General features: G+C 56.5%; 16 protein-coding genes. 6 read left to right on the top strand and 10 right to left on the bottom strand.

Going from position 1 to position 16820, the window contains the following annotated elements; translation table 11 throughout:
- Positions 1–547 precede the first annotated feature (547 nt).
- Positions 548–1315 carry a CBS domain-containing protein gene (locus GVL52_RS22180; protein ID WP_160011123.1) on the top strand — a complete coding sequence of 256 codons (768 nt, stop codon included), beginning with the start codon at positions 548–550 and terminating at the stop codon, positions 1313–1315.
- A 306-nt stretch (positions 1316–1621) separates the two neighbouring features.
- Positions 1622–1906, top strand: a complete 285-nt coding sequence (locus GVL52_RS22185; protein ID WP_159952668.1) for a hypothetical protein — start codon at positions 1622–1624, stop codon at positions 1904–1906.
- Between the two features lie 162 nt (positions 1907–2068).
- Here the strand turns inward: GVL52_RS22185 and GVL52_RS22190 are convergent, their stop codons facing one another.
- Both GVL52_RS22190 and GVL52_RS22195 read right to left on the bottom strand, forming a co-directional pair.
- Positions 2069–3385, bottom strand: a complete 1317-nt coding sequence (locus tag GVL52_RS22190) for a type II toxin-antitoxin system HipA family toxin (RefSeq protein ID WP_160011125.1) — start codon at positions 3383–3385, stop codon at positions 2069–2071.
- Entirely contained in the window at positions 3382–3756 is a 375-nt protein-coding gene (locus GVL52_RS22195; RefSeq protein WP_159952670.1) for a helix-turn-helix transcriptional regulator, read from the bottom strand. Before GVL52_RS22195 ends, GVL52_RS22190 begins: the two co-directional genes overlap by 4 nt.
- A 258-nt stretch (positions 3757–4014) precedes the next feature.
- Here GVL52_RS22195 and GVL52_RS22200 point away from each other — a divergent pair, with 258 nt between their 5' ends.
- Positions 4015–5211 carry a diguanylate cyclase gene (locus tag GVL52_RS22200; protein WP_160011127.1) on the top strand — a complete coding sequence of 399 codons (1197 nt, stop codon included), beginning with the start codon at positions 4015–4017 and terminating at the stop codon, positions 5209–5211.
- Here the strand turns inward: GVL52_RS22200 and GVL52_RS22205 are convergent.
- Entirely contained in the window at positions 5208–6167 is a 960-nt protein-coding gene (locus GVL52_RS22205; RefSeq protein ID WP_160011129.1) for a LysR family transcriptional regulator, read from the bottom strand. The two genes, GVL52_RS22200 and GVL52_RS22205, sit on opposite strands and share 4 nt — an antisense overlap.
- A 91-nt stretch (positions 6168–6258) precedes the next feature.
- On the opposite strand from GVL52_RS22205, the gene GVL52_RS22210 reads away from it, so the two are divergent.
- The gene (locus GVL52_RS22210) at positions 6259–6561 is read left to right on the top strand and encodes a hypothetical protein (protein ID WP_200844351.1); all 303 of its coding nucleotides are present in this window, start codon (positions 6259–6261) and stop codon (positions 6559–6561) included.
- Between the two features lie 47 nt (positions 6562–6608).
- On the opposite strand, the gene GVL52_RS22215 is transcribed toward GVL52_RS22210, so the two are convergent.
- The 7 genes from GVL52_RS22215 to GVL52_RS22245 all read right to left on the bottom strand — a co-directional run bounded on the left by GVL52_RS22215 (position 6609) and on the right by GVL52_RS22245 (position 15126).
- Positions 6609–8483 (bottom strand): methyl-accepting chemotaxis protein, encoded by a 1875-nt coding sequence (locus GVL52_RS22215; RefSeq protein ID WP_160011131.1) that lies wholly within the window; start codon positions 8481–8483, stop codon positions 6609–6611.
- A 356-nt stretch (positions 8484–8839) separates the two neighbouring features.
- Positions 8840–9181: a hypothetical protein gene (locus GVL52_RS22220; protein WP_159952674.1), complete on the bottom strand. Its 342-nt coding sequence runs from the start codon at positions 9179–9181 to the stop codon at positions 8840–8842.
- A 62-nt stretch (positions 9182–9243) separates the two neighbouring features.
- Positions 9244–10818 carry a globin-coupled sensor protein gene (locus GVL52_RS22225; RefSeq protein WP_160011133.1) on the bottom strand — a complete coding sequence of 525 codons (1575 nt, stop codon included), beginning with the start codon at positions 10816–10818 and terminating at the stop codon, positions 9244–9246.
- A gap of 176 nt (positions 10819–10994) precedes the next feature.
- Positions 10995–11273: a PilZ domain-containing protein gene (locus tag GVL52_RS22230; RefSeq protein ID WP_159952676.1), complete on the bottom strand. Its 279-nt coding sequence runs from the start codon at positions 11271–11273 to the stop codon at positions 10995–10997.
- Between the two features lie 3 nt (positions 11274–11276).
- On the bottom strand, positions 11277–12377 hold the full coding sequence (locus GVL52_RS22235; protein ID WP_160011135.1) for an HD domain-containing phosphohydrolase: 1101 nt from the start codon (positions 12375–12377) through the stop codon (positions 11277–11279).
- A gap of 11 nt (positions 12378–12388) precedes the next feature.
- Complete coding sequence (locus GVL52_RS22240; RefSeq protein WP_160011137.1) at positions 12389–14611, bottom strand: ATP-binding protein; 2223 nt, start codon at positions 14609–14611, stop codon at positions 12389–12391.
- A complete protein-coding gene (locus tag GVL52_RS22245; RefSeq protein ID WP_159952679.1) occupies positions 14608–15126 on the bottom strand; it encodes a molybdopterin-dependent oxidoreductase in 519 nt (172 codons plus the stop codon). The genes GVL52_RS22240 and GVL52_RS22245 overlap by 4 nt, the downstream gene beginning before the upstream one ends.
- Positions 15127–15650: 524 nt before the next feature.
- On the opposite strand from GVL52_RS22245, the gene GVL52_RS22250 reads away from it, so the two are divergent.
- Both GVL52_RS22250 and GVL52_RS22255 read left to right on the top strand, forming a co-directional pair.
- Complete coding sequence (locus tag GVL52_RS22250; RefSeq protein WP_159952680.1) at positions 15651–16379, top strand: response regulator transcription factor; 729 nt, start codon at positions 15651–15653, stop codon at positions 16377–16379.
- 215 nt (positions 16380–16594) lie between these two features.
- Complete coding sequence (locus GVL52_RS22255; protein WP_159952681.1) at positions 16595–16810, top strand: hypothetical protein; 216 nt, start codon at positions 16595–16597, stop codon at positions 16808–16810.
- Positions 16811–16820 lie beyond the last annotated feature (10 nt).

Genomic DNA, 16820 nt, shown 5'->3' on the forward strand with positions numbered 1-16820 from the left:
TGCAAAAGTGCTCTCGCAAATGGTTAGTCAAAACTAAAATCGTATAGTCGAACTGTATACTCAGATCCTTGTCGCATCAGGAGATAATTTGACAAAAATCAAAAAGAATACGCGGAACAATGCAGAATATTTTCTAAATTAAAACATGGCTATATTTACATTCCTCCACCCCGTGGATAACTACATAACGATGTTCATAGGATATTCAGCCAGTCGCTCTCCCGATCTCGCACATGATGTCGCCGAGATGGCCGGCACCGCAAGCTACACGCGGTTCCAGCGCCTCTGCCTCCAATGGTGGTCAAGGGCAATCCCGACAGCGTGCTTGTGTTGACTTTGCCAGGCTGCAAATCATGGTCGGGTGTCTCGAGAGATAACCATTGCGGTCGGCGAGAAAGCTTTGGAACGGGAAGGTCCTTGAAACGGTGATCGTCGCTATATGACGCTCCTCTCCGGGCCGTAATTCCGGTGATTGGCGGCGATCTCTGCCAGCCCGCTCTCCTCTTTGCTGTCGGGGTCCGTCGTTCGTTGCAGCGGTAGAAGGACGTTGACCGGCGTCAAGGACAGTTCTGGCGAGCGGACTTACTCTCGACATAAAAAGAGAGGTCAGACCATGCTAACAGTGCGAACCATTATGAGTTCAGACCCGATTGCAGTCGGGCCAAGTGCAAAAATCTGGGAAGCGGCCAACGTTATGTTGGATTGCGGGTTCAGCGGGTTGCCGGTGGTCGATGATCACGAACACGTGGTCGGAGTGATCAGCGAAAGCGATTTCCTGCGGCGCGGTGAATTAAGGACGGAAACTGCGCAAGCGTTCTGGCGTACTCTGTTTTCGTCACGCGGTGCTTTGGCCGAGGATTACGCAAAAGCTTTTGGCAAAGAGGTTGGCGAGGTCATGACCTCGCCGGCGGTAGTCGTAGAGCCAGGAATGACGGTGAAGGCTGCGGCTTCCCTGATGGCCGATAGCGGCATAAAGCGCTTGCCCGTCGTCGAGAATGACAGGATTGTCGGCATCGTCACGCGCTCCGACATCATGCGCACCTTGATCAAGCAGATGGCTGCAACGGCGATGAACAGGATCGACGCGGACATTAAAGGCGGACTTGAGGCTGAACTCGCCAGACAACGCTGGGGCGACACTATCACCGTGAGTGTCGATGCTACTGTTGTCACGCTGGAAGGCAGAGTATTGGATGCACGGGAAAAAAATGCTGCGCGGGTCGCGGCCGAGAATACCATTGGCGTCACAAAGGTTATGGATCGGATTCTCATAGTCGGATTCCCGGAAATGCCGGTCTCGCCACCGGGATTTTGATCTGATCGGCACCGGGACAGCAGATCGCGAATAGACAACCATAAAAAGATATCTGGGAACCGAGCAAATGCAGTTGTCGGCTGCTATCGGTCCGAGTCCCGGAGCTACCCACCCCCTGCATGATGGGCGGGCGGCGACCGACCTGAACACGTCGCGATGTGCCTTTTATCCTGCCACGCGGCGTTCCGTCTGACGGCTGTCGCTACGACCCCGCACACGCAGAGGCTGATATCAACGGCAATGTTGATCTGCGTCACTGCGGATATCTTCCAAGCCACTATTCTATGGGAAACAGAGGAGGATGCCATGCCGCTGAAACTGAAATCTGGATTCTTGATGTCGTCGGGAGACGAGGGCCGGCTGGTAATGGATTCGGGCATCGGAGACCAGATCGTGATCATTACGCGCGATGCGCTTGAGGTCGTTGCCGAGCCGGCGCGCGTCGATGAGTTCAGGCTGCAGGAATACATCGAGGTCTTCAGCCGGATCGCCAGTGCAAAGTTCGATCAGAACGTGCTCAATGCCAGTGGGCACGTCTGCGTGACGTCGGAGGATGTCCGAATCTGGCATGCTGCCTTCCACCCGATCTGAGCGGCGTCATTCGCGCGAGATGCAAGGCATGCTGGGCTGGGCCGCTTCGCGGCTCAATCGGACATCGCGCGTGCATTTGTTCCATTGCGAGGATCCGAGCCTTGATCTATCATGAGTCGCAAGAGCGGCCTTGGCTTCAAGATGTGGTCGCTTTTCAGCTCACTAAACTGTCTGAACCGAGGGGAATTCCAGGCGGAAACCGCGCATTGCGCCTTGCGTCAACGTTTCTGGGACGCGCGCGATTTCGGCATAGGCTTGCCAATTCTTGGCAGCGACGATGACATCCTCCAAGATGGAGTTGATGCGGCTTTTCTTGAGATCGGCAAATTGTCCGAAGGCGACCAGATCCGCTTTCCCGAAACCGGTCGTCTTGCCGTTGAGTGACATCTGGTGCTGGCTCGTCCATTCCCCTTCAGGATTATAGGCATAGGCAACGTCAAAGGCTGGTGAGAGCGACCAGCGCCCGGAGCGATCCATCAGAAAGGCGATATTCTTCACGTGGTCATCCTGGTTGCGGATCACGATATTGAGAAAGGCTCGTCGGACCTGCTGTTCGAGCGCCGATTGGTCGAAACCTAGCAGCCTCATGGTTTCTATCGCCTGTTCATAAGAATAGGCGCGCGGGATATTGAAGTCGAAATGACGCATCGCGCCGAGCGACAACATGTGAAGCTTGTCGCCGCGGCCGGTTCGATCAAATCTTTTGGTCATGAAATGGGCTCGACCGCCTTCCTCATGTAGCCGGCACGGCGCCATTGTCACGCCAGCGTCCTGCGCCAGCAGATAGCAGGCATATTCGAGCCGGCCGAAGCCGTTGGGATCTGCCAGTTCCTTGTCGGAATTTCCGGCAACACCGTCAAACTTCATCAGCCAATGTTCAAACCCCGATCCGGGCATCGTCTGGCCGGAGCGAAATTCTCCCGTTTGCGGATTCCAGGCAAGCACCGCTTTTGCGCGCGCACCGCCGGCGGATGTGCCAATGCGCAAGATTTCGCGCAGCGCCTCGGCATCGTCCTCTCCAGCCAGGACCCCCGACAACTTCAATCGATCGCTGACGACCGCCGAAGCGAGATCGACCATTGCGGCGATGTCGAGTTGGGCGCCAGCCGGACCAAGACCTGCGGCGGATGGTTCAAATTCCAACGCCCCCATGCCGCGGCTTCCAGTGTAGCAGAGCCTTTCGACCGGGTTCATACTGTCGGCGGGCCGCCCCTGCTGCGCCAGCCAGCGGTTGATCAGCAAGTTGCCGAACTTGTCAGGCAGACTGTCGGACAACAGGCCTGGCAAGCCCTTGAAAGTTCGCCAGGCAAGCTCGGGAAAGTCGAAAACACCTGACCTTAACGGCATCGCAAGTGGAGCAACCTCGATACCGGATCGGAGGAAGTTGCGCGCATATTCGAACACGCCGAGACTGCGTGTTTCGTCCCAGACGACGGCACCGATGTTGCTGCCCCATAATTTGACTTGAGCACGTTTCATCGTTCCTGGCCTCGGAAGGTGTCGTCACCCCAGGACCAAGGCTCGTCAGCCTCCCCTTCCTCTTCCGTACTGCGCACTCTCTGGCGCGGTTTTCCCTCCGCCGATCTCGCGTCAAGCGGACTCAAGCTTGCATCGGGAACGACATTGAAGATGCGCTCCTCCAGACCGTAGGCGCGCAGAACGCGCACCAAGGTATCGAGCGTCGCACCTTTGCCGCTTTCGAGCTTGCTTACGGTCATGCGCGAGAGGCCCGCAAGCTTTGCGACATCTTCCTGCTTCAGGTTGCGGGAGATCCGGTACTGCTCCAGCCGCATCCCCAAAGTATCCAGAACGACCTTAAGCGGCTTGCTTTGGACATGGTCACTATGCATATAAATATTATCCTTAAGCCCTCTGTGCGCCATAAGGATCGCATTTCATATCTTAAAGTCCAGATATTTATTATGATTACAATTATTATCTTTAAATCGCATTTGCGCCATAATGATCAAATCAACGATCTTAAAAATGCGAAATTGCGGCGCAACGGTTTAGAAACCTTTCGGTCCTAAAATTGGGGCAGGACGCCGCCTTGTCGAGCGATTCAGCGGAAATGGAAAAGGGATGACGATAAAAAGCTGCGCAGTTCCATGACCGGAGCGACGTTTCTGCTCATGGTGAACTTTTCGATTGGCGTTGCGTTTGCAATTGCATTTCAGTCGATGAGCGGTCGTTCCTCGAAAGACCTGGCCCATTGGTGCTCCGCAGGCTTCCTGTGCGCATCGGTGACCGTAACGGTGGAGGGATTCGCATGGCTCATTCCCTGGGACCGGGCCACGACGTTCCTGTCATTTGCATTCTTCCAGTCAGCCTTGACCACGATTACCATCGGCACGGTTCGTCACTACCAACAGCGCGCCCGTGCCGAAATGCTCGTCCTGCCGCTCATCCTGTTTGTCGCGCTGCAGCCCCTTGTTCTTTATGACCTGCCTCGCGACTCCCTCCTGCACGCTATCGGTTATCAGGCACCTTCGGTCATCATGACCGCATTGGCAGCAGCAGCGATATGGTCGAGACGACGTCGTCGGACCGCCGACCTCTTGCTCGCAACGATCCTTGGGCTGTCGAGCACGCAATTTGCGATGAAAGCCGCCTTGGCCTACCAGATCAGCACGGGCGCGGGCGTGCGCTCCTATATCGTCAGCACCTATGCCTACTACTCCCAGACGGCAGGCGCCATCCTGTCGCTCCTGCTGGGACTGACGATATTCGGGGTCATCGTGACGGAATTGATGGCAGACGCTTGCATCGACGCGCAGCAGGATTCGCTGTCGGACACCCTCAATCGCAAGGGCTTTCTGAGCCAGGGACGTACAATACTCGCTTGCGCACTGCCTGGCATCCCGCAGTGTGTGATCATGGCGGATCTGGATCACTTCAAGTCGATCAACGATCGTTTTGGGCATGCTGCCGGCGATGAAGTGATCGCGACCTTCGGATCGTTGTCGAGACAGTTATGCGGGGAAAAGGGCATTTGCGGCCGTATCGGCGGCGAAGAATTTGCCATGCTGTTGAGCCCTTGCGACGAACTCCAGGCGATATTGCTGGTCAAGACGCTACGCTCGGCCCTCACCCAACAAAGCTATCGTCTCGTCCCGGAAGCAACATCGATCAGCGCCAGCTTCGGAATCGCTCAGACAAGGCATAGCGAAACGCTCGAGGACACGATGCGACGCGCGGACCTTGCGCTTTACGAGGCCAAGATAAACGGGCGCGACTGTTACAAACTTGCTCCGGCGGCTGGAGCGGGAAAAGACGACCAAACCGCCATCGCAAACATCGCCTAGGCGTCTGACGACATTTTGCCCTGTTCGAAGAGGCGAGCCACGGAATCCACCGCTGTTTCCTGGGCAAGCTCGAATATCATTCCACGAAACCAGATCAGTGCCGGATCCGCTTCGGTTCGCCTGTGCCATGCCAGGCAATAGGAAAAGCGCGGCACCGCCAAAGGCAGTTCGAAACCCACCAGCCCGCGATCACGGGCGTTGCTGACAAGCCTTGAGGGCAGCGAGCTGATCAGGTCGCTGGCAAGCAAAGAGGCGATGTTGGCCGAGAAGCTGTGGGTCGATACCGTCACATTGCGTGTCCGCCCGATTTCTTCGAGCGCCACGTCGATCTGACTGCGGCCCGGTTCTTTCATCGAAACGACGATATGCGGATAAGCAAGGTAATCGTCCAATGTGACCTGACCCCGCCGCGCCTTATCCGCCAAGGGATGCGTTTCTCCAACGACGCCGATCAGTTGCTCGCGAAACAGCGACCGCGTCTGCCAAGGAGCCGGCGGCACGGCACTTCCCCAGAAGCTACAATCGACCGCACCGGTCTCCATCTCGCCCAAAGTCGTGCCGCCAAAGGGCATCACCTCGAGAATCGCCTTTGGCGCGCGGTTGCGGAGCATGGGAATGATACGCGGAATAAGGGTAGCGATGGAATATTCGCTCGCGGCCAACCGAAATGTCCTGGGATCCTCGAGCGGATTGTAGCTGCCGTCGGCAAAGATCGTATCGGCAGCCCGAAGGATATCTCTAACCGGTTCCATCATTGCAACCGCTCTCGGCGTCGGCAGCAAACCGTCCCGACCGCGCAAAAAAAGCGGATCTCCGATACGGTCTCTCAGGCGGTTCAAAGCGTGGCTGACAGCGGGCTGGCTAAGCGCCAGGCGTTCCGCTGCGCGGGTGATCGACCGCGTTTCGGCAACGGCTTCGAAAACAGCCAGCAGACCCAATTCATTCCTATTATTCATTTTCTGCATAGGCCCTCGAAAATCATTTCATTTCATCGAGTACATCGAATCGGCAAGATCACCGAAGGGGCATATTCGGGACCATAGCAGGATGAAACGACACGAAATACCGGAGTTTGTTGCGGCGATCATTGCGGCAGGTAGTAATATTTGTGCAATCGGTTCGGCGCATTACTGCCTGGGGGACGACGAAGACGTTTCCGATGAAGTCAGGCGAAACGTCAACGAGGTTATCGAACGCTTTGGCGATCGTAGCCATTTGCTCCTGGACATCGCCCAATATCTGCAATTGCGCGGACGCTGCATCGATGTTCCTGACCCTGATTGCTCGATGCTTTTCGCGGGCACGCCCATGTCCAGCAATCATCCCGAACTCATGGCCACAGGCGAATAGTCCGAAGATTTTCGCCTGTTTTCCACTCTCAACCCTTTGTCTTGCAGCTACGCCGCGCGTGCGACATCGTGTCCCGCCCTGCCGCGGTTGCTTCCGGCCAGGTCCGCGTCCGACCCCGGTTCACGGCGGGCGGCGCGGCGGTTGAGCTTGAAGCGACCGACAAGCGCAGCAAGAAGATTAGCGCCTTCCGACAATGTGAAGCTTATAGCTGTCGTTTCCTGAACCATCGAAGCATTCTGCTGTGTCATCTGGTCAATATCATTTACGGCAGCACTGATCTGCTGCAATCCGACCGACTGCTCAGCAGCAGCGGTGGCGATCGCATCGACATTGCTGTCGATCGCAGCCACGAAGCCTTCGATCTGATCCAGCGATGCCCCCGTCTCGCCAACGAGCCGAACTCCGGCCGACACCGCGACCACTGAGTTCGATATCAGCGACTTGATCTCCTTGGCAGCACGGGCCGACCGTTGCGCAAGTTCGCGAACCTCCTGGGCGACGACGGCAAACCCCTTGCCGGCTTCGCCAGCGCGGGCGGCCTCGACGCCTGCGTTCAGCGCCAGCAGGTTGGTCTGGAAGGCGATCTCGTCGATGGCGCCGATGATTTGATTGATTTCCTCCGACGCTGTCTCGATGCGACGCATGGCATCGACTGTTTCACGCACGACGTCTCCCGATGCGACCGCACATTTCTTCGCGTCGATTACCAGGCGCCGCGTTTCCTGGGTGCGCTCCGACGACGCCTTGACCGTCGCCGTCACCTGCTCGAGGGCAGCAGATGTCTGCTCAAGCGCGGCCGCCTGCTGTTCCGTGCGCTTCGCCAGATTGTCCGCTGCGGTATGCATCTCCTGGCCATTCGCCTGAAGTGCACCGGTTTGCGCCAGCACCTGCTCCAGAGTCGCCTGGAAAGTCGCAATGGAGTTGTTGAAATCCAGCCGCAAGCGTTCGAAATCGCCTGGGAAGGGCTCATCCAGCGTCAGGCGAATGTTGCATTCAGCAAGCCTGGCAAGGCCCGCCCCCAGTTCCGAGACGACGAGATCGAGATTGCCGGCATGAATTGCCTGGAGGCGCTCGGCCTCGGCTCGTTCCTGGTCCAGAAGAGCGCGTTGCGCATCCGTTTCTGCGAGCCGCAATTGCACCCTGTCATTGACGGAGTCGCGCAGCGCACCGAGTGTTCTCGCCATCTGCCCGACCTCGTCTCGCCGGTCGACGTCGGGGATTTTACCGGCAAAATCTTCGGCGGCGATACGGTTCATCGCTTCGCGAAGCCGCGCCAGCGGGCGAATTACCGAGCGAATGATCGTAAATGCACCGGCCAGCATCACGATCGCCCCGACAATCGCGATTATCATGGCGCTGCGTGCCGTCTGCCAGAATTTTGCATCGAGATCATCGAGGTAGACGCCGTTTCCAACCACCCAGCCCCAAGGTTCGAACAAGGCGACATGCGAGAGCTTGCGAACCGGTTCCTTCACGCCCGGTTTCGGCCAGATATAGTCGACGAATCCGGAACGCTTCGCCTTGGCGGTCTTCACGAACTCGACAAAGAGTGCCTTGCCATTCGGATCCTTCATGTCTGTGACGTCCTGGCCGTTGAGCTCCGGCTTGATCGGATGCATGAGGACGACCTGCTTGAGATCGTTGACCCACAGATACCCACTTTCGCCATATCTGATCTTTCCGAGTTCATCGAGAGCGCTGCGCTGAGCCTCTGCGCGCGATAATGCGCCGGAAGTCTCCAGGGAATATTTTTGTTCAATGAGCGACAGCGCGACTTCATCGACGGTCAGCAAAAGAGACCTCCGCTCATCTTCCAGGCCGGACGCCGTGTCGCGCAACGTGAAGATCATCACACCCGCGACCAGGAGGAGCGACAAACCTATAAGCAGATAAAGGCGGGTAGCGATACCGAAAAGCGACATTCAAAGCTCCAAGGCCATGCGGAAATAAAGCGGAACGAAACGACAAAGCGACGCGGCGCGGCGCGGCGACCCGACCAGCGCGTTGAAGTTCAACGTGGGGATGACCGAAAAGCCAGATATCGGCCTGGAAGTCATGTTCCGAAAAATAGGATAGAAAGATTAAAAACTGATAAATACACCGGCTAGCCCCGACCAAAATGGTCTATATTTCAGGCAGATGCCGAAACAAAGCGCATTCTCTGGAAGTTCGGCGTTTGGAAAGCCGTTGGTCCCAAGCCGCACAAGCGTGAGCGCTCGGGGGAAGAGGCAAGAGCCTAATTCCCTTCTATAGGCATCCAAGGAAAAATGATCAGTGGTTAGCTGACGTTGGTGTCGGCGCCAGAGCTTAGGTGTCGGTTGATGTCGCGATCCAGCACCGTCTTTTCCGAAATGTCCGCAATCTTCTCCAACATCTGGGTTATTTCGGACGTATCGAAATCACCGACCGACGGCATCGAAGAGAAGCCGTCCGCGATAGCTTGAGCAGTTCCTCCCAGCATCGCGCTTGTGCGCAGCGCCGCCAGTCGGGGATCTCGCTGAAGAAGACAAATCTCGGCGAATGCGGCGGCGCATACCGCCTGCAATGCGAGAATCTGATTACCCATGACGTGGTTGCGGACGACCAATCGATCCACGACTGCGACTAGATTCTCGTCCATTTCCGTTCCTCGGCAGATCGTTGCGTCACACATGCAGGAAATTTTGACAACCTAAAGCGCGCTCAGAATTCCTGCCAGTTGTCGACCGCGCGTGCCGCACCGAACTGGTTTGCGACAGTGGCCATCAACCGGCGCGCTGGTGAGCGTTGAACGTCAGTTGGTTTTTCGGGCCGGCGGGTATTGTCAACCTTGAAACCTGAGACAAGTTGACCAAGACGCACAGCTTCAGCCGACATCTTCATGGTTGCGGCGGACGTTTCCTCGACCATCGCGGCATTTTGCTGCGTGATCAGGTCCATATTGCTGACAGCCGTATTGATCTCGGCGATCCCGGAAGCCTGTTCCTTCGCCGACTGCACAATCGTGCTCATGTGCTCGTGGATTGTCTGGACCTGCCCGCCGATGGTGCGAAGGATTTTTCCGGTATCGTTGACCAGTGCAACGCCGCGGGAAACGTCGGTCGAAGACTTGCCGATCAACTCCCTTATTTCCTTGGCAGCCACCGCCGAGCGTTGCGCCAATTCGCGAACCTCCTGGGCGACAACTGCAAATCCCTTTCCTTGATCACCTGCGCGCGCTGCTTCGACCCCCGCGTTCAGCGCCAACAGATTGGTCTGGAAGGCGATCTCGTCGATCGTACCGATGATCTGCGTCATGCGTTGGGAAGATCCTTCGATCTCGCTCATCGCCTTGACGGCTTCCTCCACGATGACGCCGGACTGGGCAGCTTCGGTGGCCGACTGCAGGACAACCTTCTGGATGTCGTCGGTGCGTGACTGAGCCAGCCGCGAAATCGTCGCAATCTGCTCAAGTGCAGCTGCGGTCTCCTCAAGCGCTGATGCCTGTGTTTCTGTTCGCTTGGCCATGTCGTCCGTCGCGGAAGAGATTTCATTCGACTGCATCGAGACCGTTTCGACGGAATCACTGATCTGTGCCAGCGCGGCGCCAAGGCTGCCGATCGAAGTGTTGTAATTGTTCTTAAGGCTCTGGAAGTCGGACGACATGTCCTGGCGTAGCGGAGCGGTCAGGTCGCCTGCCGCCAGCGCGTTGAGTGCGCTGTCGAGCGCGGAAATGACATTGTCCTGCTCTTCCTTGAGATGTTTCTGGGTTTCTTCGGCTTGCTTGCGCTGGGTATCGAGCACATCGAGATAGACGGAGATCGCGTAGTCCATGTCGACCAGCGCCGCCTTGACGACTGAAGAAATGTCATCGCCGAGCTTCTTGGCTTTGCGTCGGTGCAACAGACCCGAGAGTTCCTGATCGACCACGGATCGCACGATGGATTCGAGGATGAGTGCATAGCCGCCAATATACCAACGTGGTTCAAGTCCCAGCCTGGCATGGGTGCGGCCGACGGTGGAAACCGCCTCGACATAGCTGTCGTCGAAGGTTGCAGCGGCAATCCTTTTCCAGTGATCGATCTGCCGGCTCTTGGCATGCTGGATATGGGCCTCGTTGGCGAAAAAATGTGCGGTATCGGGATGGACACGCGCCTTCTTGTAAAATGTGTCGAGGGCGCCATCCAGCGACCCGCCGATCGTCGGTGAGAGGGCGGCTAGCGAACGCCGTTGGTCCACATCGAGGCCAACAAAATCGAGGCGTTCATTCAGTTGCCGCTGTGCGCTATGGTTCGACATCGAGTTGCCTTAAAGCGGGATCGCTCGTCCCGCGGTATGCTTGATAGGAAGCTAAGATTGCGCGCGTGCCTATCAAGCATGACTCGAACGCGTCCGTGGGCGATTTCGTACGTCCTAATATTAGGGCTCAAAGGTTAACGCGCCACTAATATAGAGAGCATTGTTCATGCACGGTTCTATTTCCCAGGGAGGGAGACAAAAGCGACGCCAATCTCCGTTAAGCCCCGTCGAACAACTTTGGCCGACTTCTTTGTGCCGTCTTCGAAGACCAGCTCGATATCATCGGGAAGACCTATGGATGATTCCAGTATCACCTTGGCCCCGCCTTCTGACATGTTGCGCACGATGCCGTCGAACGAACTGGCGCCCGAGTGGAAAAGAATGCGCACAGCCTTCAAAGTCTTCCACCGGGGAAAGGAGCGGCGCTCCTCTTGTACGGCCTCAATCGTAGTCATGTTTCAGATCGCTTCTCTATATTCTATTGTCTGGTAGGTGACGTTCACGTCGCCGTGTGCGGCGACGACAGGTTGCTCGAGGTTCTCGAGCATGATTTTCAGGATCGAAGGCAATGCTTCGAGGAATGCATCGACGCAATGTGGGTCGAACTGGGTGCCCGCACGCTCGCGGATGTGATCCACGGTGCGCTCGACACTCCATGCTTCCTTGTAGGGCCTTGCGGTCGTTAAGGCGTCGAAATTGTCAGCAATTGCCACGATTCGACCCGATAGGGGAATTGCCTCACCGGAAAGACGGAAAGGATATCCTTGGCCGTCCCAACGTTCATGATGGCTGCCGGCAATTTCTGCGGCGAGCTGAAGCAGGCTGGACTTGGATTCCCGCAGGATATCGCAACCGGCAATGGTGTGGCGTTGCATGGCCGAAAACTCCTGTTCGGTCAGCTTGCCTTTCTTTAGAAGCACGGCGTCTGGAATAGCGACCTTACCGATATCGTGCATGGGCGAGGCAAGCCGGATATCGGAACAGAACTCCGGCTTCAGACCATATGCGATCGCGATTGCCTCGGAGTAGCATCCCACGCGCTTGGTGTGCTTTGCCGTTTCGGCATCTTTATAACTTGCAGCGATCGCCAGCCGATCGATGATTTCTTCCTCGCGCGCGCGCAGTTCGAGCACCGCCTTGTCGACCTCCTGACGCAACCAGGCAGCCTTGTCCGCGAGTTTGTTCTGCGCTTCGACCAGTGCTACCAGATTGCGCATCCGGGCCTGGAATTCCAGCGGCTGTACGGGTTTGGTCAGAAAATCAATGGCCCCGGCATTCAGCGCTGACATGCGCACTGACGTGTCACCGTCTGCCGTGACAAAAACCACGGGCCTCATTCTGTATTTGTCGAAATGCATGATCTCCGTCAGCAACTCGACCCCGTTGTAGTCAGGCATCTGGAAATCGACAATTGCGATATCGAAATCGAGCCCCGGCATCGCGGTCAGGACATCGACCGGATTTCCGAAGGGGACCGCGGTACAGCCGGGAAGCTTTTCTACCAGCTTGGTGAGAAAGATGAGATTGGTCTTGTTATCATCGACGAGTAAAATACGCATTCTTTTCCCTGTCAGTTCGCGCAGCGTTGCCTGCAGCTCGTCATGAGCTCTTCCAGCGCGCTCAATTGCATTTCAGAAAAGTCCCGGCCCCGCAGGCGCTGGGACGTTTCCGCTATTTCAACCAGGCCGATGCTCGATGCGGCTCCCTTCAATGTATGTAAGAGAGGATCAAGTCGTCTGTGGTCGTTCGCCTTGAGTGCATTCGCGAGTTCATCGAGAACCGTCGCAGCGTCGTCGAAGAAGCTGACGACTAACTCCTCGAACACTTCGTCGCCCAGGGCATCGACTATCTCTTTGCGGCGCGCGGCAAAACTGTCGTCGAAGCCGTTATTATTGTCCTTGCCCGCTGCCACGGTCCGGGTGTCATTGTCCGGAGCGGTAATCTTTCGGGTGTCAGCGACGATCTTACGCAACTGCGGCATCGTCACCGGCTTGCTTTGGAAAGCATTCATGCCGGCTTCACGGCATCGAAGCCGGTCGTCGTCGGAGGCGTTCGCGGTCATGGCGATGATGGCAAGATCGGTAGAGACTCCAGGCATGACGCGTATGTGGCGTGTTGCTTCGATGCCGTCCAGATTCGGCATTTGCATATCCATGAGGACAAGATCGAACCGATGCTGTTCTATGGCAGCGATGGCTTCAAACCCATCATTGGCGATCAGCACGTGCTGACCGAGGTGTCTGAGAAAGCCAGCCGCGACCTGCTGGTTGACCACATTATCCTCGACGAGCAAGATGTTGAGGATGGGAAGCGCTTCGACGGTAGCCATCTGTGGGGCAGAAACCAGGCTCCCGGTTGTTGGCTCGTCAGCGGCGACCATCGGAATCTCGAACCAGAAGGTGCTTCCTTCTCCCTTGGTACTTGAAACGCCGATCTCTCCACCCAGCGCCTCGACGATCTGCTTGCAGATCGTCAGACCAAGCCCGGTTCCTCCGTACTTGCGGCTGATCGAGGCATCGACCTGGGAAAAGGGCCGAAAAAGCTTGTTCATGCTCGATGGATCGATTCCGATCCCAGTGTCTGAGATCTCGACTCGCAGCAACGCACTGCCGCGGCGTGCCACTTCGGCGAGGGTCATCGTCACAGCGCCATCGCGGGTGAATTTCACGGCATTGCTCAGGAGATTGAGCATAACTTGTCGGAGGCGGGTCGGATCTGTCCTGATGGCGGGTGCTGTCAGTTTTTCAGGCAGGCGCAACTCGACACGGTTTCCATGTTCAAGCGCACGATCCCGGATCATTTCGACTGTCGCCTCGGCCAGGGGCAGCAAGGGGACGTTGCGAATCTCGACCTCGATCTTGCCGTGCTCGATCTTCGCGAAATCCAGGATCTCATTGATGATCTCGAGCAGCGCGTTCCCGGAGCGCCGGATCGTTTGCACGCCCGGCGCCACCTCAGCTGGAAGTGGCGACAGCTCGAGCAGTTCGGCGGTGCCCAGGATGGCGTTGAGGGGCGTGCGAATTTCGTGACCCATCGTCGCCATGAACTGTGACTTGGCCTGGTTGCCGGCTTCGGCTGCAAGGTAGGAAGCATTCAGCTCCTTTGCCATCGACTCCAGATCGAGACCGGCTCGCTTGACGGAACTGAGCTGACGGCGTAGCGAGAAAATCAGGAAGATGACCGAAAAGACCAGCATCACTACCAGCAACGCGGATTTAATCTGCAGTTTCAGAAGTTCGCTGCGGCTTTCCGCACGATTAACGGATACCCAGTTGTTCGTATAAATCAGCAGTTCTTCAGTGTTTTCGATGGTTGTCTCGAGCTTGGTATCGATCAAGACGATCTCTTGGGCCGTCAGCGACTTGCCCGCCGCGATCTTGTCGAAGTATGCGACAATGCCGAAAACGACGGACTTGATGGCCGTTGTCTTTTCGCGGACGCTGTTTTCAAGCGCGAACTTTTGCTCGAAATTCGCCTTTTCGATAATGTCCATGCGCGAATAGAGGATGTCGTAGCGCGTCGACAAGGCCTTGAGGCTGGCGGGGTCTTGATTGTTCTCCACGTGGATCAGATGCAAGACTTCGTGCAGACGGCGGGCCTCGCGATCGAGTTGATAGACCGACCAGAGGGCATTTTCCCGAATGCCATCCTGAAGTGTTCCGTAGCGATGGGAAATGTCGGCCAAGACATAGGCCAGGCCCAACATCAATACGATGGCGAAGCCCTGCAGGACCATAGTGGCCTTGCTGGCTCTGCGAATGACATCGCCATTGTGTTGGGCGGCGGTTTTCACTCGCTGACCTCGATCTTCGAAATCTGCCAGACAGAGCGCGAGAAGTATTTCTCGTTGAACAGGCTAGGGGTCGAGTCGAAGGGATAGATCAGGAACAGCGGTCCCTTGTCGCGGACCGACATCTGTTTTCCATCCATGCGGGTGGCAAGCATCGTATCGATCTTCGAGGCGTCCTCCATCGGAACCTCCGCGGAATAATCGTTAAGAGCGATCACCCTCAGCTTCGATCCCTGCGCACCGGCGGCGTCGAGCACTGCGCGCAGCAGCGGGCCGGAGAATTCGACCTTTCCTGAAGTCCAGGGCGTCTCCATTTTCCCCCGACGTCCCGCCAGGGCCTCCAGCATTGCCAGATCGAACTGGGCGTTCCCGTCGACATTTGCATGCTTCAGGTTCGCCGCCTTGACGGTCAGCACGACCTCACCGGTCGGTTTTTCGAGAGCGTAAGCATAGGGAGCCGAAGCGGCGATCGCGCCCAAGGTGGCGGCGGCTGCCAGGATAGCGTGGTGAATTTTCATTTTTTCCTCGAACGCAAAACAAAGAGGGCGGACGCGCCTTGGCGAATCCACAAGGGGACTTTGGAAAATTCCGGCTGATCGGAGAGGGTTTGAAGCATCATGCTTCGGCAAAATCGCCGCAAACCCTGCTAGATAGCAAACAGTGTACCCTAAATTTGGGAATATTTGCTTAATACGGAGGCATGCTAGACTTATCCCCCACGATGACCGGGTCATAGCTTGGATCAAAGTCGCTCAAGCCCCTGATAGGGTTGGCGTTTCATCCTCGTTTTCGGCCATGTGAAGTCCGCGCGTCATCGCGCGATTGTCGCTGCCCAACCCCAGATTTAGGGCAGATTGTTTGAGCAAAGATGAAGTGAATGGCGCCAATTTGAGACAATCCTCACTTTAGCCATCTCTAAGGTGTTAAGGCGACGACTTTCGTGGAATCGAACACCGTTTGAACGTATAATCAAAACGCCCCTTGATTTGCGTCTCGGCGATGCGGATCGGACGAGATGAGAAAAGGAGCTTGAGCCAACGACATGCCCCACTCTATGCCGTCCCCGGAGGTAGCCGCCCTCACCTACCCAGATCTCAACTCCAGGCCGAAATATCGCAACTTTCGCCATCATCCGCTCATTGAGCGAACTCGCTTGGCCGTTGCGTTCGAGAACGTGATGATCAGTGGGCTCGATATCGCTGAATTCGACTATGCCAGCTGCCGCTCGATCGACAGTGATCTGCCGCCTACGTTCGTCTACACCTATGTCGAGGAGGAACTCTTCCTCGAAGATCCGTTCATCACCGCCTTGCCGGTTGAAGGGACCGTGGTGACGGAAAACGAAGTTTACCAGCGCTGTCGTCCGAGTCGCCGGCTTGCCCAAGTTCTTGACCGCCATAACATCCACAACAGAACGTACTTTCTTTTGAGAAGGAAGGATTACGTTTATGGCGCCGTCGGGTTTACGAGAGCGGAGGCATTCAGCCGTGAGGAAATCGAGTATCTCTCCATGGTTTCACCGCCGCTTCATCAGGCTTTCACAAAACCGGTGATGGACAGGTTTGCGGCCGACAACCTTCGTCTCAGCTCTGGCGAACTGGAATGCCTGCGCATGGCCAGCATGGGCCTGACGACAGATGAGATATCAATCGCGACCGGTTTCCAGAAGAATACGATTAATACTTATTTCCAACTTGCCTCGAAAAAGTTGTACGCTACAAACCGCTCCCAGGCTATTGCGGAAGCTCTGCGGCGTCACCTCATTGACTAAAGACGAGCAAAAGCTCAAGCTGGATAAAATCGCCCAGTTTGTTGCAGTCGAATTGTCTTGTTAATGGTGATTTAACGAGTCGACCCTATTTTTGAGGTTGTCGGAGATCGATGGGATCGGCGCTGCATGACGGCGGCCTGACATCCAATCTAAAATCAGATTGTCATACCGCAGTTGGCAGATCGGCCTGCCGCGCGGCTCGATTGAGGTGCACTATGTCGAACGTCATCAAATTTCACGGTGCAGAGCGCCAGATCCTGACACCTGCCCAGGCGCAACTGACCGCGATGCGTCTGGTCCGCAATCGCCTCCAGGAACTACATCTTGAAATGGAGTCTGTTCTCGACAAACTGGTCGTGGCCAATGAGGCGGCGGAGCAGATCGGCGTTCAGGAAGGGCATTGCCTTGCCCAAAGTGCACTGGCCAGATGACGGAAGCTGC

Source organism: Rhizobium sp. 18055, from assembly GCF_902706285.1.
Lineage (GTDB): Bacteria > Pseudomonadota > Alphaproteobacteria > Rhizobiales > Rhizobiaceae > Rhizobium.